Annotated in this window: 14 protein-coding genes and 1 riboswitch; of the genes, 4 read left to right on the top strand and 10 right to left on the bottom strand. The window is 61.9% G+C overall.

Annotated features, from left to right (window positions below; translation table 11 throughout):
* Positions 1-20 precede the first annotated feature (20 nt).
* The 3 genes from rplU to ACLRGI_RS17920 all read right to left on the bottom strand — a co-directional run bounded on the left by rplU (position 21) and on the right by ACLRGI_RS17920 (position 5,717).
* On the bottom strand, positions 21-329 hold the full coding sequence (gene rplU, locus ACLRGI_RS17930; protein ID WP_024816904.1) for a 50S ribosomal protein L21: 309 nt from the start codon (positions 327-329) through the stop codon (positions 21-23).
* 399 nt (positions 330-728) lie between these two features.
* A complete protein-coding gene (gene thiD / locus ACLRGI_RS17925) occupies positions 729-2,264 on the bottom strand; it encodes a bifunctional hydroxymethylpyrimidine kinase/phosphomethylpyrimidine kinase (RefSeq protein ID WP_419202909.1) in 1,536 nt (511 codons plus the stop codon).
* Positions 2,255-2,353, bottom strand: a riboswitch (TPP riboswitch). (Overlaps the previous gene by 10 nt.)
* A 166-nt stretch (positions 2,354-2,519) precedes the next feature.
* Positions 2,520-5,717, bottom strand: a complete 3,198-nt coding sequence (locus tag ACLRGI_RS17920) for an Rne/Rng family ribonuclease (protein ID WP_419202908.1) — start codon at positions 5,715-5,717, stop codon at positions 2,520-2,522.
* A gap of 469 nt (positions 5,718-6,186) precedes the next feature.
* On the opposite strand from ACLRGI_RS17920, the gene ACLRGI_RS17915 reads away from it, so the two are divergent.
* Positions 6,187-6,855 carry a vitamin K epoxide reductase family protein gene (locus ACLRGI_RS17915; protein ID WP_419202907.1) on the top strand — a complete coding sequence of 223 codons (669 nt, stop codon included), beginning with the start codon at positions 6,187-6,189 and terminating at the stop codon, positions 6,853-6,855.
* Positions 6,856-6,935: 80 nt separating this feature from the next.
* Here the strand turns inward: ACLRGI_RS17915 and ndk are convergent, their stop codons facing one another.
* From ndk to ileS, 4 genes are all read right to left on the bottom strand, one after another.
* The gene (gene ndk, locus ACLRGI_RS17910) at positions 6,936-7,355 is read right to left on the bottom strand and encodes a nucleoside-diphosphate kinase (RefSeq protein WP_014922034.1); all 420 of its coding nucleotides are present in this window, start codon (positions 7,353-7,355) and stop codon (positions 6,936-6,938) included.
* 71 nt (positions 7,356-7,426) lie between these two features.
* Positions 7,427-7,879 (bottom strand): DUF4233 domain-containing protein, encoded by a 453-nt coding sequence (locus ACLRGI_RS17905; RefSeq protein WP_419202906.1) that lies wholly within the window; start codon positions 7,877-7,879, stop codon positions 7,427-7,429.
* Between the two features lies 1 nt (position 7,880).
* Positions 7,881-9,242 carry a bifunctional folylpolyglutamate synthase/dihydrofolate synthase gene (locus ACLRGI_RS17900; protein ID WP_419202905.1) on the bottom strand — a complete coding sequence of 454 codons (1,362 nt, stop codon included), beginning with the start codon at positions 9,240-9,242 and terminating at the stop codon, positions 7,881-7,883.
* Positions 9,243-9,245: 3 nt separating this feature from the next.
* A complete protein-coding gene (gene ileS / locus ACLRGI_RS17895; RefSeq protein WP_419202904.1) occupies positions 9,246-12,557 on the bottom strand; it encodes an isoleucine--tRNA ligase in 3,312 nt (1,103 codons plus the stop codon).
* 328 nt (positions 12,558-12,885) lie between these two features.
* Here ileS and ACLRGI_RS17890 point away from each other — a divergent pair, with 328 nt between their 5' ends.
* Positions 12,886-13,947 carry an endonuclease/exonuclease/phosphatase family protein gene (locus tag ACLRGI_RS17890; RefSeq protein ID WP_419202903.1) on the top strand — a complete coding sequence of 354 codons (1,062 nt, stop codon included), beginning with the start codon at positions 12,886-12,888 and terminating at the stop codon, positions 13,945-13,947.
* A gap of 6 nt (positions 13,948-13,953) precedes the next feature.
* Here the strand turns inward: ACLRGI_RS17890 and ACLRGI_RS17885 are convergent, their stop codons facing one another.
* Positions 13,954-14,745, bottom strand: a complete 792-nt coding sequence (locus ACLRGI_RS17885) for an SDR family oxidoreductase (protein WP_419202902.1) — start codon at positions 14,743-14,745, stop codon at positions 13,954-13,956.
* Positions 14,746-14,818: 73 nt separating this feature from the next.
* Between ACLRGI_RS17885 and valS the strand changes: the two genes are divergently transcribed.
* Positions 14,819-17,440, top strand: a complete 2,622-nt coding sequence (valS, locus tag ACLRGI_RS17880) for a valine--tRNA ligase (RefSeq protein WP_419202901.1) — start codon at positions 14,819-14,821, stop codon at positions 17,438-17,440.
* A 338-nt stretch (positions 17,441-17,778) separates the two neighbouring features.
* Complete coding sequence (locus tag ACLRGI_RS17875; protein WP_419202900.1) at positions 17,779-18,654, top strand: Fpg/Nei family DNA glycosylase; 876 nt, start codon at positions 17,779-17,781, stop codon at positions 18,652-18,654.
* Positions 18,655-18,664: 10 nt separating this feature from the next.
* Here the strand turns inward: ACLRGI_RS17875 and ACLRGI_RS17870 are convergent, their stop codons facing one another.
* Together ACLRGI_RS17870 and clpX are read right to left on the bottom strand one after the other, a co-directional pair.
* Positions 18,665-19,294 carry a mycothiol-dependent nitroreductase Rv2466c family protein gene (locus ACLRGI_RS17870; RefSeq protein WP_419202899.1) on the bottom strand — a complete coding sequence of 210 codons (630 nt, stop codon included), beginning with the start codon at positions 19,292-19,294 and terminating at the stop codon, positions 18,665-18,667.
* A 79-nt stretch (positions 19,295-19,373) separates the two neighbouring features.
* Positions 19,374-20,663, bottom strand: a complete 1,290-nt coding sequence (gene clpX / locus ACLRGI_RS17865; RefSeq protein ID WP_419202898.1) for an ATP-dependent Clp protease ATP-binding subunit ClpX — start codon at positions 20,661-20,663, stop codon at positions 19,374-19,376.
* Positions 20,664-20,799 lie beyond the last annotated feature (136 nt).

The following is a 20,799-nucleotide window of genomic DNA, read 5'->3' as shown; positions in this document are numbered from 1 at the left end:
TGAACAGCGGGTAACGAACGTTACGCGATGCTGGTGATCTTGATCTTGGTCAGTTCCTGACGGTGACCCTGACGCTTCCGGTAGCCGGTCTTGTTCTTGAACTTCTGGATGACGATCTTCGGACCACGGAGGTCCTCGAGGATCTCAGCCGTGACCTTGACGTTGGCCAGTTCCGCAGCTGCGGAGGTGACCTTCTCGCCGTCAACCAGGAGCAATGCGGGCAGCTCAAGCGTGCTACCGGCACCACCGGGGACGCGGTTCAGCGTTACGTAGTCTCCAACGGAAACTTTTTCTTGGCGGCCGCCTGCGCGGACAATCGCGTACACCACTTGGGTACTCACTTCTCTCGACGTTTATTACAAAATTTGCGTGCGGAACCTTGGACCGGAATCAGGCCTGGTTCGCGCTGTGCCTCAACGCCGTGGACTTCTGATCGAAGTCCGCGAGTCATCCCATGAACAATTCCAAGGGGCATAACCCAAGTGTTGGCGTAAGCACCGAAGATCAAGATTACGCTAGTTTGACCTTCAGCTGCAAATGAGGCCGGGTCCGGAGGCTACCTCGTGACTTGCGCCACCATTTGTAACGGACTCTCCCGGCACCGTGCCCATACAGCCTACAGGGTTTGGGCGAGATTAACGCGATTCAGCCGGCGAGGCGCGGACGCGTCCTGCAAGCGGCCCTTATTTGCGTCCCGGGGATAGTTGCTGAACATGGCCGGCGGAAGCCTACGCAAACAGCCTAGGAGCATCGAAGAACGCTGTTTCGTAGCGGCAGGACTGTGTGAAGGCATCCATCATGGCCACCAGTTCGGGAGCAGAAGCCGACAACGCCGCTGCATCCGTGAAGTTGATCGCTTTCCGTGTCGCCGCGGCAAAGTCCTCATCGGCGTAAGTCTTCAGCCACTCCGCATAGGCATGGTCTGCGGGAGCACCGGCGTCTTGGTAGGCCGCATGAAGCCGCTGGCCCACCTCGGCGTACAACCAGTAACAAGGCAGAATCGCCGCGAGCACCATGGCGTAGCTGCCGGAAGCAGAGGTTGCCAGCAAGTGGTCCACGTAGGACCTGGTGACCGGCCCGGTGCCCGTTGAGGCCTCCCGGGTACTCAACCAGTTCCTGTGCAACTCCGATTCGACCTCCAGGCATTGCTGTGATGCCTTGGCCCAGAACAGTTGTTCTTCCTCCGTGGGGGCCAGTGCGCCAGCGCGTGCCAATACCCTGGAGTAGCCGTTGAGATAGATGGCGTCCTGGGCAAGGTAGTAATTGAAATCACGTTCCGGGAGCTCACCGGATTGGAGTCCCTGAATAAACGGGAGTCCGTAAATGGATTCAAGTTCCGGAACGGCTTCCTTCCACAAGGCCGAGGCGAAAGCGCCCGGCCCGGCGGCCGGGCGGAAATGGTGGAGGTGGTTCACAGGCCCGTTCCCCTGACCTACCTGGAGCGCGTCGGAGGCAGTCAACGCCCCCAGCAACCACGGCTTCACTTCACGCAGGGAAACCTCCCAGTCACCTGTCCGCGCTTGAACTGTGGCCAGGGCGGACGACAGGGAGCACCCCGTACCATGACTGTTCCGCGTTGCTACTCGGGGACCTGCTACTTCCACCACGTCCCGGGACAACAGCCCGCCGGTGTTCACCAGCGCATCGGGGCATTCCGGCCCCGGCAGGTGGCCCCCCTTGACCAAGACCGTATTTCCGAACTCTGCCGCCAGCCGCTTTCCTTGGTCCAGCGCCGTAGCCCAGTCTGCTGCCTCGGGCTCCCCCAGCAACATGGCAAGCTCAGGAAGGTTCGGGGTGATCAGATGAGCCAGAGGGAGCAGCGAACGCAAGGCCTTCTCTGCGGACTCCCGCAGCAGCCGATCACCACTGGTGGCCACCATCACAGGATCAAGGACCACGACGGCGGGACGCACCACTTCGAGCCAGCTCCGGACCTCGTCAATGACAGCAGCGTCGCCGAGCATTCCGATCTTGACGGCATCAATGGTGATGTCGCTGCTGATAGCGTCCAACTGCTGGCGCAGGAAGTGGGCAGGCGGAACGTGGACGGCACTGACCCCCACGGTGTTTTGCGCGGTAAGTGCCGTGATGGCAGCCATACCGTACCCACCCAGCGCCGCGATGCTCTTCAGGTCCGCCTGAATTCCAGCGCCGCCTGAAGGATCCGAGCCGGCAATACTCAAAACGCGTGGAACCGGCTGGCCCCAAGACGAAACGTTGGAGGTCTTGAGGGGGTAAACCGATGAGGTTGTTGATGCAGTCATGAAGACATCCCTTCGCCGGTGCTAACCGGACAGGTTCAACGGGTCTGGATCTCAGCCTGGCCCAACGCCAGGCACCCCGTGTCAGTCCCCAAGCGTAGCCGGGAAGCAGCGTGGTGCGGGAACCGGGCCACGCCGACGCCCGGATGTGACTCAGAACGCAGCCCATGCGTGGATTGCAGCGAGGACGCGGAAGGACCCCGCACTATCCGCCGTTCGGCAGGTTGCGCAGGGTCCTTTTCAACTTGTTCGCCGCGATTAGAGCTCGGAAGCAGGAACTCCAACGCCGAGGATGATGGGCTCATCCATTGATGCCTTCTTGGCCGGTTCCACAGGAGCCTTGTCTACAAGTGCCTTGGCCTCATGGGACGATCCTTGAGTGGCCGACGCCGTCACCTCGTGGTGCTCGACGCTGGTTTCATTGGCGGCACCCTGAGCCCTGCTTGCGCTTCGGTTGCGGCGGCCACGACGACCACGAGGAGCCGAAGCAGCCTCGGGATCTTCCTCGGCAGCCCGTGCCGGAACAGCATTCTTCGGGGCCTCAGCAGGCGCGGGAGCCGAAACAGGTGCGGCTTTTTCCTCAGGCGCGGGAGCCGCACCGAGGTGCGAGAACGCTTCGGCCAGGAGATCCAGGCTCATGGCAGGCTTGGCGGCCTGCGGTTCCTCATGGTGCTCAACGAACGGCAAGGCAACCTCTTCCCCGCCGAAGCGCAGGACCGGAGTAGACCTTGCTTCCTGGACTGCTGCATCGCGGGCAGCTGCTGCTGCTTCGCTGCTCTCTGCGGTTTCGGATGCAGCGCCGGCGGCTGGCTCGTGGTGGCCCGCTGCCCGTGCCTGCTCCTCTGCGCGATGAACTTCGTCGTCGTGCAGGTGGGCGGCGTGCGCTGCGGCGGCAATCGTCGCCAAGGCAGCCCTGGTTGCCTCAGCCTTGGCTTGCCGGGCAGGATCCTGCGGTTCGGGCGTGCTCGCCGATGCAGCCGGTGCCGGCGTCGTCGCGTGAATCTGCGCGGGGGCCTCGGCAATGGCTGGTCCCCCGCCCTTGCCCCGGCGGCGTTTGCGCTCTGTCCGCGCAGCAGGCTGCTGCGCCTCGGTGTGCGGGCGGTGATGTTCAGCAGCCACAACATTGGCGCGACGATGTTCAACGGGTTCGTCGTGCGTGACTACACCTCGGCCCGCACAGTGCTCGCACTGCTCTCCGAAGACCTCAAGGAGGCCGGTACCCATGCGCTTGCGCGTCATCTGGACCAAGCCCAAGGATGTTACTTCAGCCACCTGGTGCTTGGTGCGGTCGCGGCCAAGGCATTCCACCATCCGTCGCAAGACGAGGTCGCGGTTGGATTCAAGAACCATGTCGATGAAGTCGATGACGATGATGCCACCGATATCGCGGAGGCGAAGCTGGCGAACAACTTCTTCGGCCGCTTCAAGGTTGTTCTTGGTGACCGTTTCTTCGAGGTTTCCGCCACTGCCTGTGAACTTGCCGGTGTTGACGTCCACCACGGTCATGGCCTCGGTGCGGTCAATGACCAAGGAACCGCCGGAGGGCAGGAAGACCTTCCGCTCCAGGGCCTTGTGGATCTGCTCGTCAATGCGCCAAGCAGCGAAGATGTCCTGGTCCTTGGTCCACTTTTCAAGGCGGCCCACCAGGTCAGGGGCAACGTAGGTCACGTAGGCCTCAATGGTGTCCCAAGCGTCGTCGCCGGAGACGATCAGCTTCGAGAAGTCCTCATTGAAGACGTCACGAACCACCTTAATGGTGAGGTCAGGTTCGCCGTAGAGCAGCTCCGGAGCCAAGACCTTGGTGGACGAGGCCTGTCCTTCAATGCCTTCCCACTGTGCACGCAGACGGTTGATATCGTGCGTGAGTTCTTCCTCCGACGCACCCTCAGCGGCTGTGCGAACAATGACGCCGGCGTTTTCCGGCAAGCGGTCCTTCAGGATTCGCTTGAGGCGGTTACGTTCGACGTCGGGCAGCTTGCGCGAGATGCCTGTCATGGAACCACCGGGCACGTACACCAGGTAGCGGCCAGGCAGGGAGATCTGGCTGGTGAGGCGGGCGCCCTTGTGGCCCACGGGATCCTTGGTCACCTGGACCAGCACGGAGTCGCCGGACTTCAAAGCGTTCTCGATCCGGCGCGGCTGGCCTTCGAGGTTGACTGCATCCCAGTTGACTTCACCGGCGTACAGGACGGCATTGCGGCCGCGTCCGATGTCCACGAACGCAGCTTCCATGGAGGGCAGCACATTCTGGACCTTGCCCAAGTACACATTGCCGATCAGGGAGTCCTGCTGGGTCTTGGACACGAAGTGCTCAGCCAGCACACCGTCTTCCAGGACCCCGATCTGTATTCTGTCGTCGCGCTGGCGGACGATCATCTGGCGGTCCACCGATTCGCGGCGGGCAAGGAACTCGGCCTCGGTGATGACCTGGCGGCGGCGACCCGTTTCACGGGATTCGCGGCGGCGCTGCTTCTTGGCCTCCAACCTGGTGGAACCCTTGACGCCTGTGACGCGGTTGGAGGGTGCGGTTTCCGTAATGGGGCGGGGCGCGCGCACGCGGGTGACGGTGTTGGGCGGATCATCGTCGGAGCCACCGGTCAGTTCGATATCCTGATCTCCGCGGCGGCGGCGGCGACGACGACGTGACGTGACGCCTTCTTCGAGGGCTTCCACGGCCGGAGCTTCATCGTCCTCGGACTCGGGGCCTTCTTCCGCTTCGTTCTCGTCGCGCTCGGTTCCGCGGCGACCACGGCGGCCACGACTCCTGCGACGACGGCGGCTGCCTGACTCTTCCAGATCGCCTTCGGCGCTGGCTTCGGTTTCTTCTTCGGGCTCTTCGACCTTCTCCCCCACCGTGGCTACGCGGGGAACGGTGGTGAGGTCCGGGGCCTGGAAGATCATGGACGTGATGGAAACCGGCTCCATGAACAGGGAAGTGGAGGCTGCGGGAGCGGCCTCTTCGGCAGCCACCTCTTCAGACACGGGCTCCTCTGCTGCTACCTCAGCAGCAGGGGCTTCAGGCTGGGAGGGAGCTTCCGGCGTCGTGGTTTCAGCAACGGCTTGCGCAACAGGAGCAGCTTCTACAGCCTCGGCCTTGGGCTTGGCAGCACGACGACGGCGGACCGGCTTTTCGGGGGCCGGCTCGGCCGCGGCTTCAGGCCGGGTTTCTGCGGCTTCAGCCGCGACAGCGACTTCCGCCGTGGCAGTGGCTTCGTCGCCCAGACCCGGAAGTGTTTCGGTGGGCTCTGCCTTCTTGCGCGAACGGGTGCGGCGTACCGGTGCTGCGGCAGGCTCAGCGGCCGCTTCCTGGGTAGACGCCTCAACAGCGGGGGCCTCTGCGTCAGCAGCAACCTTGGGCGCTGCCTTGCGTCGCGTCCTGGTAACTTTTTTGGGCGCTTCCGCAGTTTCCGCGGGAGCTGCCTCGTCATTAACGGCTACAACCTGGTCATTATCCATATATGGCAACACTCCTGCCCCAGCGACGCCGCCACATCCGGCCCCCAGTGGAGCAAATATTGTCAAAACCCGCAGGCGTTGACAGAAGTCGGCAGTATTCCTCCCGGTTCGCACCAGCATTGGGGTGCGGCAGCCCTGGAAGGCCGGCGGCTTTATTCTGAAACCCGTTGTTCTGCTGCCACAACCAGGTGCCGTCCATTGTCACGGCGGGCCTACCGAGGATCACGTGATCCGGGCATGCCCAGCTCATACTGGCGGTCTTGGGAACAAAGTCACCAGACCGGAATTCGAATGTGGATCGACTCCCGGCCATGTTCATTCTCTCACACCGCTGCACATTCCAAGGTAGGTCGCTGTGTCGTGGAGCTCCGCGCACAAGCTAGGGCCGGCGCCCAGCCTTCAGAGTTACAATCTCCCAAGAGCCCTTCCCGGCTTGCCGGGCCATTTGTCGAAAAGGATCACAGCCGCGATGCCAAGCACCGCCAGGGAGAACCTGGCCAATCAAACCACAAGCCGCGTGGATGACGTCTCTCCCCAGCAGAATTCCCTGCCCTCAACGCTCCGCGAGAAGCCTTTCGCGTGGCTGCTGTTGATCACCGGAGTTATCGGCTGGCTGGCTTCCGGTGCCTTGGTTTTGGAGAAACTTGAGGTGCTCAAAGATCCCAACTACGTAACTGTGTGCGATGTGAATCCCTTTGTCTCCTGCGGCGCCGTGATGCAGACACCCCAAAGCTCGGTGTTCGGGTTCCCCAACATGTTCATCGGCATCGTCGCCTTCGCTGTCATTATCACTACGGCCGTGGGCATTCTCGCGGGAGCCAAGTACTCACGTGGATACTGGCTGGGCCTACAAGCGGGCGTGACCCTTGGTTTTGCCTTCGTTGTGTGGCTTTGGTCCCAGGCCCTCTACGTCATCCATGTGCTGTGCCCATTCTGCATGGTGGTGTGGGCAGCCATGATCCCGCTGTTCGTCTGGGTGAGCATCCGCAATATCACTACCGGGGTCATCAAGGCGCCACCGGCACTGGTGAAGCTTTTGTCCGGATCGGGATGGATCATCGTTGCCCTGCTGTATATCGCCGTGATCGCCACGATCTTCTTCTCCTTCATCCACCTCTTTGTTCCCTCGACGGCGTAGAACCACCGCTCGCGAGATAACAGTTAAGGCCAATGTTCACGAAGAACACTGGCCTAACTGTTGTCTCGGGTGAGGCGGGTTTAGCCCTCGAACCAGATCTTGATTTCACGTTCAGCAGAGTCGACCGAGTCGGAACCGTGAACGAGGTTCTGCTGGACTGCCAGACCCCAGTCGCGGCCGAAGTCGCCGCGGATGGTGCCCGGTGCCGCCGTCGTCGGATCCGTGGTTCCGGCCAGCGAGCGGAAACCTTCGATCACGCGGTGGCCTTCGAAGACCGCCGCGATAACAGGCCCACTGAGCATGAACTCAACCAGAGGCTCGTAGAACGGCTTGCCCACGTGTTCCTCGTAATGCTGCTCCAGCAGTTCGCGGGTAGCGTTGACCTTCTTCAGCTCCGCCAGCGTGTAGCCCTTGGCTTCGATCCGGGCGAGGATGCTTCCACCCAGGTTGCGGGCGACGCCGTCGGGCTTGACCAGGACAAGGGTCCGTTCAATGCTCACAGTTGCTCCAATGTGATTGTTCTCCACTGTGAATGTTCAGTGGCTTGTGTTCGGTGGTTTTCCCAGCCAGTTTACGGGGTTTGCGGGCCAGCCTGGTCACCGTGGGCTGCGTCCCATTCCGCTTGCTCGCGGTCCCGTTGGGCCACCTCGCGGTCGATCCGCATGCCGGTCCGGATCCCGTACCACCAGCAGATGGCAAACAGAATCCCCACAATGAACATGGTGGGTTCGGCGAAGCCCGTCAGGATCAGCACCAGCTGCAGTCCCCAACCAAGCCCGATACCCCAGGGCCTGGACAGAACGGCGCACGCCAAAACCAGCACCACCGTCAGCGCTATGCCAACCCCCAGAATGATGCCGGGGTCAACTTCCCCACGCCTCAGGCCGAAGACCGCCAGCGTGCCGAAGAAGGCCACAAAGGCTTCAAGCAGGAGCACAGTGGAAGCGAACATCACCTTGGTGGACCGTCGCTTCCTGGGCATGCCGGGCCGCCATTCGCGCTGGGCTTTGGTCATCTTCGCCATACTAGGCACTCGCCTTTCCGAGCAGGATCCTTGCCTCGGCCACCACGGTGATGGAACCCGTCACCAGGACACCGCCGGCGAGGTCGTCGTTGGATTCGGCGCGCTCCACAGCCCATTCCAAGGCATCGTCCAGCTTCTCGGCGATGTGGACGTTGTCCTCGCCGAAACCGAGGTCGACGGCAAGTTCGGCCAGTTCCGCTGCCGGAACAGCACGCGCTGAGTTGGATTGGGTGAAGCAGAATTCCTCGGCGAGGCCGCCCAGAGATTCCTTGAGGGTCTTCAGGATCTCCTCCGCATCCTTCTCCCGAAGAACGCCAACAACAACCACCAGCTTGCTGAAGCTGAAGGCCTCCTGGATCGCTTCGGAGGAGACACGGATGCCGTCAGGATTGTGCGCAGCATCCACCACGACCGTGGGGGCGGTGCGCACAACTTCGAGCCGGCCGGGCGAAGTCACGGTGCCAAAGGCTTCCTTGAGGACCTCGGCGTCGAGTTCCCTCTCTCCCCCACCGAAGAATGCTTCCAAGGCCGCGACGGCGACAGCTGCATTCTCGGCCTGGTGGGCACCATGCAACGGCAGCAGCAGGTCTTCGTAGCGGCCGGCGAGTCCCTGGATGGTCAGGACCTGGCCACCCACAGCAACGCTGCGGGACTCTACACCGAACTCAACGCCTTCGAATCGGAACGGCACGTCCACTTCGCGCGCCTTCTCCAGGAGGACCTGGGCCGCATCTACGGGCTGGGCGGCGCTCACGAGGAAGCCACCGGGCTTGATGATGCCGGACTTCTCGTAGGCGATGTCCTCGGTGGTGTCGCCCAAAAGATCCGTGTGGTCCAGGGAAATCGGCGTGATCACTGAGACTTGGCCGTCACCAACGTTGGTGGCATCGGTGATGCCTCCCAAGCCAACTTCCATCACGGCAACATCAACAGGCTGATCAGCGAACACAGCAAAGCCAAGAATGGTCAGGCATTCGAAGTAGGTCAGCCGCGGCTGGTTGTCGGCAACGAGCTCGCTGTCCACGATTTCGAGGTAAGGGCGGATCTCGTCCCAGATACGCACGAACGTTGCGTCCGGCACGGGCTCGCCGTCAATGCTGATGCGCTCCGTCACCTTGGACAGGTGCGGGCTGGTGTAACGGCCCGTGCTCAGTCCGTGGGCACGCAGACCGGCTTCGATCATGCGGGCCGTGGACGTTTTGCCGTTGGTGCCGGTGATGTGGATGATCGGGTAAGCCTTGTTCGGCTCCCCCAGCACGTCCATGGCACGGAACAACGGAGCAAGGCGCGGCTCCATCTTGTTTTCCGGGGCGCGGCCCAGAAGCTCGGCATAGACGCTTTCAACGGAGAATTCGTCGGTCATGGATCAGGCCCCTGCCTTTGCAACGGTGACCTGTGGCTCGTCGACACTGGCCAACAGAACCTCCAGTTCCAACGTCAGCGTCTCAGTCTTGACGAGTTCCGAGTTCGCCTCCAGGGCATCCACCACGTCTTGGGCAGCCTCCACGGAAGTGCGGATGCGGTCGCTCACGTTGAGTCCGGCGTCCTTGCGTGCCTGCTGGATGGCGCGGACCATATCGCGGGCCAGGCCCTCGGCTGCAAGTTCAGGAGTGACCTCGGTGTTCAGGACAACAAACCCACCCCCAGGCAGCACAGCGACAGCCGAGCTACCGCCGTCGGCCGCTTCTGCCACGACAGTCTCCAGCGTGTACTCCTGCGGCTCCAGCTCAAGTCCACCGGCCACCACCACTCCGGCTTCATTGACAGACCAATCGCCGGACTTGGATCCCTTGATGGCCTGCTGCACGTTCTTGCCCAGGCGCGGACCAGCGGCCCGGGCGTTGACCACGAGCTTCTGCTCAATGCCGAACTCCTCGGGCGAGGCAGTCGCAGCGTCCAGGAGGCGGACGGAACGCAGGTTCAGTTCATCGGCGACGACGGCGGCAAACCCTTCCAGCGCATCTGCACCGGGTGCCACCACAGTCAGTTCCTGCAACGGCAACCGGACGCGCAGGTTCGCGGCTTTCCGAAGGCTGGAGCCGGTGGAGCAGATCTGCTGGACACGGTCCATTGCTTCAACCAATGCCGGGTTGGACGGGAACAGCGAAGCGTCAGGCCAGTCAGCCAAGTGAACCGAACGGCCACCGGTGAGCCCACGCCAGATCTCTTCCGTCACCAGGGGTAACAAGGACGCACTGACGCGGCACACTGCTTCAAGGGCAGTGTAGAGCGCATCAAAGGCGTCAACGTTCTCGTCGAAGAAGCGCTGGCGGCTGCGGCGAACGTACCAGTTGGTGAGCATGTCCAGGTAGCTGCGCAATTCATCGCAGGCTCCGGAGATGTCGTAGCTGTCCAGGCTTGCGGTGACATTGCGGACGAGGTCACCAGTATTGGCCAGGAGGTACTGGTCCAAGGTGTCGGCGTAGCCGTCGTAGCGCAGCTTCGCTTCGTAGCCCGACGCTGTCCCATCCACTACGTTCGAGGCATTGGTGTACAGCGTGAAGAAGCTGTACACGTTCCACAGCGGCAGGATGACCTGGCGGACGCCGTCGCGGATACCCTGTTCGGTCACCACAAGGTTGCCGCCGCGCAGGATGGGGCTGGACATGAGGAACCAGCGCATGGCATCGGAACCGTCGCGGTCCAGGACCTCGGACACGTCCGGGTAGTTGCGCAGGCTCTTGGACATCTTCTGGCCGTCGGAGCCCAGCACGATTCCGTGGCTGATCACATTACGGAACGCCGGGCGGTCAAACAATGCCGTGGAAAGGATGTGCAGCATATAGAACCAGCCGCGCGTCTGCCCGATGTACTCCACGATGAAGTCCGCAGGGTTGTGGGTGTCGAACCACTCCTCGTTCTGGAAGGGGTAGTGCACCTGCCCGTACGGCATGGAACCGGAGTCGAACCAGACGTCCAACACGTCTTCAACACGGCGCATGGTGGACTGGCCCTCTGCCGGAGAACGGGGGTCGTCCGGATTCGGACGCGTCAGCTCATCGATGAACGGCCGGTGCAGATCCACCTGACCTTCATTGTTCATCGGGAGGCGGCCGAAGTCGGCTTCAAGATCTGCCAGGGATCCGTAGACGTCTGTGCGAGGGTACTCGGGGTCGTCAGACTGCCACACGGGGATGGGGGAACCCCAATACCGGTTGCGGCTGATGGACCAATCGCGGGCATTGTCCAACCACTTGCCGAACTGGCCGTCCTTGACGTTGCCCGGGATCCAGTTGATCTCCTGGTTCAGCTCGGACATGCGGTCCTTGAACTTGGTCACTTCCACGTACCAGGAGGACACGGCACGGTAGATCAGGGGGTTCCGGCAGCGCCAGCAATGGGGGTAGCTGTGCTCGTAGCTGGCTTGGCGGACCAAACGTCCGTCGGCGCGGAGAACCTGGGTAATGGGTTTGTTGGCGTCGAAGACCTGGAGGCCAACGATCGAGGCAAGCTCACCGTGTGCGAACAGCGGCAGGAACCGGGCGCCTTCGTCAACGGAGAGCACCACGGGGATGCCGGCGTCCTCACAGACCTTCTGGTCATCTTCACCATAGGCGGGAGCCTGGTGGACGATGCCCGTACCGTCGGTGGTGGTGACGTAATCGGCCACAAGGAAGCGCCAGGCGTTCTGCGTGCCGTACTTCTCAGCATCGGCAAAGTCGTTCCAGAGCGGTTCGTATTCAAGCCCTGCCAACTCGGTGCCTGTGTGAGTGGCCACCACAGCGGCAGCCGCAGCAGCGGCGTCGTCGTATCCCAAATCCTTGGCATAGGATCCCACAAGGTCAGCCGCCAGCAGGAAGCTGCCCGTGACCGGCGCTTCAGCGGACGCGGCCTTGACACCGGCAGGTCCTGCGGGCAGGACCGCATAGGAGATGTCAGGCCCGACGGCGAGCGCCAGGTTGGTGGGCAACGTCCAGGGCGTGGTGGTCCAGGCGAGCGCCTGCACCCCTTCCAGGGCCTTGGAGAGTTCGGACTCCCCTGCCTTGACGGGGAACGTCACAGTGACGGTCTGGTCCTGGCGGTTCTTGTAGACGTCGTCGTCCATGCGGAGTTCATGGTTGGACAGCGGTGTCTCGTCCTTCCAGCAGTACGGGAGGACGCGGTAACCGTTGTAGGTGAGGCCTTTCTCATGCAGTTGCTTGAAGGCCCAGAGCACAGACTCCATGTACTCGACGTTGAGCGTCTTGTAGTCGTTTTCGAAGTCCACCCAGCGCGCCTGGCGGGTGACGTAGGCCTTCCACTCGTTGGCGTACTTCATGACCGAGGCCCGGCAGGCGTCGTTGAATTTGTCGATGCCCATGGCTTCGATCTGGGTCTTGTCCGTCATGCCCAACTGCTTCATGGCTTCGAGTTCAGCCGGCAGGCCATGAGTGTCCCAGCCGAAGCGGCGCTCCACGCGCTTGCCACGTTGGGTCTGGTAACGGCCTACAAGGTCCTTGGCGTAGCCCGTCAGGAGGTGGCCGTAGTGAGGGAGGCCGTTGGCGAAGGGAGGGCCATCGTAGAAGACGAACTCGTTGCTTCCGTCCTTGCCCGCATCACGTTGGTCGATGCTGGCTTGGAAGGTGCCGTCTTCGTCCCAGTATTTGAGGATGCGCTCTTCGATCTCCGGGAACTTCACGGAAGCGGACACGCCGTACGTGCCGGACGAAGACGCTGAGGCCTTGGGGTAGTGGGTCATCTCATATCCTGTGATAGCTGGTTGACTGTCAGGATGCGAGGACGGCGTCTGTGCTGCCTGTCGGCTGCGCAGGTACCGCGGTACCACCTCACTTACCGGAACAGATATTCCGGCCTCTCATTACTGCTGTGACGGGCTTACCCGTCCGGTTCTACTGGGCGTCTGCCACCTAGGCCGGTGGCTGGTGCTGTTCTTCCGGAAGCTCACCGGTGATGGCCGGGTCGAAGCTGGTCCTCCAAGTCTAACGGCAGCTGAGGGCCTTGCTCTACTTCAGAGTTCATCCTTTGGATGGAGTCCGGTCAGGTTGGCGGTGCATAGACTCAAGCCCATGACACACCCTGCGCCTGCCGTGATGGAAACCCGCCCCGCTCCGCGCCGGGCTTCCGTGGCGTGGCCGGTGTTGGCATTGCTCGCTGCGCTGCCCGTGGCCGGCGTATCGATGTTCCGCGCGATTCCGGCGGAATGGCCCTTGATAGTGGTGCAGTTGTTGTCCTTCACGCCCTGGATGGTGCTGCCCTCGGCGATTTCCCTGGTGCTTGCCTTGGTGGGGCGGCGGCGATGGGTCATCATCACGACGGCGGCCCTGCTGGCGGTCCAGTTGTTCTGGCTGTTCCCGTTGGACGTCGAAAGGCCCGAGGCACTGCCTTCCGGTACTGCCACTGTTCCGTTGAAGGTGATGAGCCTCAATTCTGAATACGGGGAGGCGGACGCCGCCACCATCGTGAAACTGGTCCGGGACAATGGGATTCAGCTGCTGACCATCCAGGAGCACACGCAGGCGCTGGAGGACCGCCTGGGCTCGGCGGGTATGGAAGACGTCCTGCCGAACCGTGTCAGTTCGCCCAACGACGACGCCTCCGGTGGAGCCGTGTATTCGCTCTTTCCGCTGGAGCCGGACGGGCTCCTGCCTGATACGCCCTTCCGGATTGACGTCACGCGGGTCCTCGTGACGGACTCGGCGTCCGCCGCCAAGTCCACGCTGAGCCTGACCAACGTGCACGCACTGCCGCCGGTGGACGAGCGGATTAATCAGTGGCGCAGTGATCTGGAGAAGGTGGCCCGGCAGGGCTCCCGCCCGGGTAATCAGTTGCTGATGGGAGATTTCAATGCAACGTACGATCACTCCGAGTTCCGGGCGTTGCTTGATAATGGCCTAAGCCGGCATGATTCCCGCGCAGGTCAGGACGGCAAGAAGCTCGTCGACGTCGGGATAGCCTCCAGTGCACGGTTCTCTCCCTCCTGGCCGATGGAAGGGCCGGCATTGCCTGGTATCGTGATCGACCATATGGTCACCTCGTCCCGGATTGGCAGCAGTGATTATGCCGTCCACCGGGTACCCGGTTCGGACCACGCAGCCATCATGGCTACACTAATCCTCCCGGCTGACTGAGGGGCCTTAGCCTTCTTTGCGGATCAACTTGTGGTTCGCAGCCTGGGCCACGGGGCGGATGACGATCTGGTCGAGGTTGATGTGGTGCGGCAACGACACTGAGTACGCCACCACGCCGGCCACGTCCTCGGCGGTGAGCGGTTTGTCCACACCGGCATAAACCTTTGCAGCTGCGTCTTTGTCACCAAGGCGGTTCAGTGCGAACTCCTCTGTGTGCACCAGGCCCGGAGCGACCTCAATGACCCGGACGTTGTTGCCCACCTCTTCCAAGCGGAGTGCATTGGTCATGGCGTGCTGGGCAAACTTGGCTGCGTTGTAGCCCGCGCCGCCTTCGTAGGCAGACAACCCTGCCGTGGAGGTGAGGTTGAGGACGGTTCCTTCGCCGTTTTCCCGCAGCATGGGCAGGAATGCGCGGGTAATCTTCATGGTGCCCAGGACGTTTACCTGATACATCCATTCCCAATCCTCAGTGTCCGCGTTAGCGATCGTGTCAGCGCCCCGTGCACCGCCGGCGATGTTGATGAGCGTGTCTGCACCCCCGGCTTTGGTGACGGCCGCGAGCAAGGCCGCGACGTCGTCGTCCGCCGTGATGTCAGCGGGGAACGGCACGGCACCGGTATGGGCCGCCAACGCGTCCAGCCTGTCCGCCCGGCGCGCCACGGCGAAAACTCTCCATCCGGCAGCAGCAAGCGCCTTCACCGTGGCCTCGCCGATGCCGGTGCTCGCACCGGTTACGACGGCCGTCCTGTTGTTGTCTGCGTTCTGTTCGGAAGGAGCGTTGTGCGCTGGCAAAGTCATGCAACTACCTTATCGGGGGCTCGTGCTCCGCCTGCGGGCCGGCCTCCACGCCAAGCCATGAAACAATTGGTGCATGGCTGAATCAACGCAGGGTACAGACACGCCCGCCACCGCCCCCATCAACGTTCCCGACAAGCCGGCCCTTGAAGGCCTTGAGGCTGCCTTGACGCAGCGCTGGCTGAACGAAGGAACCTACAAGTTCAACCCGGACACCACCCGGGAGCAGGTCTACTCGATCGACACTCCCCCGCCCACGGCATCCGGCTCGCTCCACGTGGGCCACATGTTCTCCTTCACCCAGACCGACGTCCAGGCCCGGTACATGCGCATGACCGGCAAGAACGTTTTCTACCCCATGGGCTGGGACGACAACGGCCTGCCCACCGAGCGCCGCGTCCAGAACTACTACGGTGTGCGTTGCGATCCCGCCATCCCCTACAAAGCCGACTACACACCCCCGGCACAGCCGGCCAAGAACCAGCGCGATTTCGACGTCGTTTCGCGCCAGAACTTCATCGAACTATGTGAAGAACTCGCCGTTGAGGACGAGAAGGTCTTCGAGAACCTGTTCCAAACCCTTGGCTTGTCCGTGGACTGGGACCTTACCTACCGCACCATCGACGACACCTCACGTGCGGTGTCCCAGCGCGCCTTCCTCAAGAACCTCACCGCCGGTGACGCCTACATGGCCGAAGCACCCACCCTCTGGGATGTGACATTCCGTACCGCCGTCGCCCAGGCTGAGCTTGAAGACCGTGAAGTTGCCGGCGCCTACTACCGCTACCCCTTCTTCACCGAAGACGGCGGGAAGATCTTCATCGAGACCACCCGCCCGGAACTTCTTGCTGCCTGTGCGGCGCTGGTGGCAAACCCGGACGACGAGCGGTACCAGCCGTTCTTCGGCAAGACCGTGAAGTCGCCGTTGTTTGATGTGGAGCTTGAGGTTAAGGCCCATCCCCTTGCCAAGGCGGACAAGGGCTCCGGCATCGCCATGGTGTGCACCTTCGGTGACCTGACCGACGTCACGTGGTGGCGTGAGCTGCAGCTGCCCACCCGCGCCATCATGGGCCGCGACGGCCGCATCATTGCCGAGACCCCTGAATGGATCACCACCGACGCCGGCAAGGAGGCCTACGCTTCGATCGCCGGCAAGACTGCATTCTCCGCCAAGGAAGCCGTAGTTGAACTGCTCAAGGCGGCGGAACTTTTGGACGGTGAACCCAAGAAGATCACCCACCCGGTGAACTTCTTCGAAAAGGGTGACAAGCCCCTTGAGGTTGTTACCTCCCGTCAGTGGTACATCCGTAATGGCGGCCGTGATGAAGAACGCCGCGAACGCCTGATCGGCCGTGGGCAGGAAATCACCTTCCACCCGGCCTTCATGCGTTCCCGTTATGAGAACTGGATCGCAGGCCTGAATGGCGACTGGCTCGTATCCCGCCAGCGCTTCTTCGGCGTGCCCATCCCTGTCTGGTACCCGCTGGACGCCCAGGGCAACCCGGACTATGACAACCCGATCCTGCCTTCGGACGAGATGCTGCCCGTGGACCCTGCTGCGGACGCTGCTCCGGGATTCGACGAATCGCAGCGCGACCAGGCCAATGGCTTCACCGGCGACGCCGATGTGTTGGACACCTGGGCAACGTCATCGCTGACCCCGCAGATTGTGGGCGGCTGGAGCCGTGACGAGGAATTGTTCTCCAAGGTCTACCCCTTCGACCTCCGCCCGCAGGGACACGACATCATCCGCACCTGGCTGTTCTCCTCGGTGGTCCGCGCAGACGCCCTGCAGAAGAACGCGCCGTGGAAGCACGCGGCCATCTCGGGCTGGATCCTGGACCCGGACCGCAAGAAGATGTCCAAATCCAAAGGCAACGTTGTTGTGCCCACGGATGTGCTGAACGAGTACGGATCGGACGCGGTCCGCTATTGGGCAGCTTCGGCCAAGCTCGGCGCAGATACTGCATACGAGATCGCCCAGATGAAGATCGGCCGCCGCCTGGCCATCAAACTGCTGAACGCCTCGAAGTTCGTGCTCAACCTCGGTGCCACCGAGAACTCAGTGGTCGCATCGGACCTTTCAGTGCTCTCCAATCCGTTGGACCGCGCATTGTTGGCACAACTGTCCGACGTTGTTGCCCAGTCCACCAAGGCGTTTGAGAACTACGACTATGCCCGCGCACTCCAGATCACGGAGTCGTTCTTCTGGCAGTTCACGGACGACTACGTGGAACTCATCAAGGACCGCGCCTACGGTGCCGCCGGCGAAACCGAGCAGGCGTCCGTCCTGGCCGCCCTGGCGACAACGCTGGACTCGCTCCTGCGCCTGTTTGCGCCGTTCCTGCCCTTCGCAACTGAAGAGGTTTGGGGCTGGTGGCGCACAGGTTCGGTTCACCGTGCCCAGTGGCCGGCAGCCTTGGAAGTCACCGACGGCGACACCACCATGCTCGGAACCGTGGGCGTAGCACTCAGCGGCATCCGCAAGGCAAAGTCGGAGGCGAAAGTGAAGCAGCGGACCGAAGTGCTGTCCGCATCCATTACCGCTTCCGAGGTTCTCGTCGCCCAACTCAAGGCCGGCCTCGGTGACTTGAAGGCAGCCGCAAACGCGCGGGAGATCACCCTCCAGTCCGGTGAAGGGGAACTGACGGTCAGCGATGTCGTCCTGGCACCTGCCGAGGAACAGCCCGCGTCCTAGAAATAGCCGGCCGCCCGTTTCAGGGCAAAGGGGAAGCCCCATCAGCGTTTTGCCGTTGGTGGGGCTTCGACTTTTCGGCTGTCTGGTGATGTCTTGACAGTCTGGCGGAATCCTTGGAATTTCAGGTCTTCCTACCTCATCACTGGTAGGTTGCGTCCAACTTTGCCGAAGGCTGCGTTGGTTGCAATCACTGAATCTTTGGTTTCCGTGTCCCTCTTCTTTCGAAGTGGGTAAGAACCATTGTTGTCCCGCTGTCCACGATGCACAAGGGCTTTGAAAGAACTACAAACCTGTAGTTCTCCTGCGGGCGGACAGCTACCTGTGGCAAAGTATTGACCATGCCGGAACTCCCCGAAGTGCACGGCCTGTGCATGTACCTGGACACCCAACTCCGTGGGGCTGTGCTGACCGAAGTCCGCATCAACTCCTTCTCGGCCCTGAAGACTGCGGATCCTCCCTACGCCTCCCTGGAAGGCCGGACAGTCCAAGGCGTACAACGCTTGGGAAAGTTCGTCTGCATTGACGTTGAGGGCCTGTTCTTTGTCTTCCATTTGGCCAAGGCGGGCTGGGTCCGTTACACCGAGCATCCGTCCTCGGCCGGCCTTCGGATGGGAAAAAGCAACATCTCAGCTCGGCTCCTGCTCCACCGACCTGCCGACGATGCTCATATCGGAGTGGACCTGACCGAAGCGGGAACCAAAAAGAGCCTCGCCATCTATGTGGTGAGGGATCCCGGGGACGTTCCGGGGATCGCAACGCTGGGCCCGGAGCCCCTCAGCCCGGACTTCGATCTTGACGCGCTGGCCGCGATACTCGGGTCCAGTTCCCAGCAGATCAAGGGCCTGCTGCGCAGCCAGAGCGTCATCGCTGGAATAGGCAATGCCTACAGCGACGAGATTCTCCATGCGGCCAGGATTTCGCCCTTTGCCACGGCCAAGTCCTTGGACCAGGCAACAGTTGCCCGGCTCTATCAGGCCATGCAGGAGGTCTTGGTGGGTGCCGTCAACGCAGCAGCCGGAAAACCCTCCAGCGAACTCAAGGACACCAAGCGCAGTAACTTCAGGGTGCACGCCAGGACCGGCCAGCCATGTCCGGTGTGCGGAGAGACCGTCCGTGAGGTGTCCTTCGCGGACACCTCACTCCAGTACTGCCCCACATGCCAGACCAACGGGAAGATACTCGCCGACAGGCGGACCTCACGGTTCCTGAAGTAGAGGGTAACCGCTAGTTGAACTCAGGGCTTTCAGTGCGGCTGCGCTTCAGCTCAAAGAAATGCGGGTAGCCGGCCAAAGTCACCGTGGCATCCCAGATCTTTCCTGCTTCTTCGCCCCGGGGAATCCGTGTCAGGACCGGACCGAAGAAGGCCGTGCCGTTGACGGCCACAACGGGTGTACCGACATCCTGGCCGACCAATGAAATACCGGCATCATGGCTTTCACGAAGCTGGGCATCATATTCATCTGAGTCAGCAAAGCGTGCCAGATCGGCGGGAAGTCCGGTCTCGGCGAGGGCCTTCTGGATCACCGAAGCGCGGTCCTTGTTGCCCTCATGGTGAATCTGCTCTCCCATGGCGTCGTACAAGGGCTTGACGTAGCTGCTGCCGTGGAGCTCCTGGGCTGCGATGATTACTCGAACGGGACCCCAGCTATCGTCCATCATGGCGCGGTAGTTCCCGGGAAGGTCACGCCCCTCGTTGAGCACCGAGAGGCTCATGACGTGCCATTCTGTCTCGATGCCCCGTACCTGCTCCACCTCGCCAATCCAACGCGACGTGATCCACGCGAAAGGGCAGACGGGGTCGAACCAGAAATCAGCCTTGTTGACGTTCTCTTCGGGCGCAATCAGTTCAGGCACAGGGAACTCCTCTGAAGGGTGTATGTGTGGCATGACGGCAGCCCCAAATGGACTGCGTCTTGTTTAGGCCAACAGGAGGCTAAGCCGACTTATTCCGGCGCTTCGCCACGACGTCGTGGGCGATCATGGTGGGCTGTGCTTTCTTTGCCACGACGTCGGCGGTGATAACCACGGTGGCGATGTCGTCCCTGCTGGGGAGATCGAACATGACCGGCAGCAACACGTCTTCCATGATGGCCCGGAGTCCACGTGCCCCCGTGCCCCGTTCCAAGGCCTGGTCCGCTATGGCGTCCAAGGCGTCGTCGTCGAACTGCAGCTCAACGCCATCCAACTGGAACATCTTCTGGTACTGCTTCACCAGAGCGTTCTTGGGAGTGGACAGAATCTGGATCAGCGCCGGCCTGTCCAGGCTTGACACAGTGGTGATCACAGGGAGCCGCCCAATGAATTCCGGAATGAGACCGAACTTGAGCAAATCCTCCGGCATCACTTCGCCGTAAGTATCCACGTTGTCCCGGGCTTCGTTGAGCGGCGCACCGAATCCGATGCCTTTGCGCCCGGATCGTGAACCAATGATGTCTTCCAGCCCGGCGAAGGCACCGGCCACGATGAAGAGGACATTGGTGGTGTCGATCTGGATGAATTCCTGGTGCGGGTGCTTCCGTCCGCCTTGAGGTGGAACGGAGGCCACAGTGCCCTCAAGAATCTTCAGGAGAGCCTGCTGGACGCCTTCACCGGATACGTCACGGGTGATCGAGGGGTTCTCGCTCTTGCGGGAAATTTTATCGATTTCATCAATGTAGATGATGCCCTGCTCGGCCTTCTTGACATCGTAGTCAGCAGCCTGGATGAGCTTGAGCAGGATGTTCTCGACGTCTTCACCGACATAGCCGGCCTCGGTCAGTGCGGTGGCGTCGGCTACGGCGAAGGGCACGTTAAGTCGGCGGGCAAGTGTCTGGGCCAGGTAGGTCTTGCCGCACCCCGTGGGACCGATCAGGAGAATGTTGGACTTGGCGATCTCCACGTCCTCGTGGTGCGAGCCCTCGCCCAGGCTTCCTGACTTGGGTGCGTGTCCGGCCTGGATGCGCTTGTAGTGGTTGTAGACCGCTACCGCCAGGGAACGTTTTGCGGGTTCCTGGCCGATGACGTATTCCTGCAGGAAGTCGAAGATTTCACGAGGCTTGGGCAGTTCGAAACTACCAAGATCGGAGACTTCGGCGAGTTCTTCTTCGATGATCTCGTTGCAAAGCTCGATGCACTCATCGCAGATGTAGACACCGGGCCCGGCAATCAGCTTCCGTACCTGCTTCTGGCTCTTTCCGCAGAAAGAACACTTCAGCAGATCCGTGCTCTCGCCAATCCGAGCCATGTGGGAATCCCTTCGTTGCATGCGGGTGATGCGGCTCCGCGCCGTACTCGAGTGTGCGGCTATGCCGCGGTCGACACCACCGTGACTACATCCACTCTAGGTCACAATGGGCTGCTTGGGTGGAAACAGAACGCCG

It is taken from the genome of Paenarthrobacter sp. PPS72 (assembly GCF_048537125.1).
In the GTDB taxonomy this organism is placed as follows: Bacteria; Actinomycetota; Actinomycetes; order Actinomycetales; family Micrococcaceae; genus Arthrobacter; species Arthrobacter nitroguajacolicus_E.
Note: the sequence above shows the minus strand (reverse complement) of the source record. Positions and strands in the feature narration are given on the sequence as shown.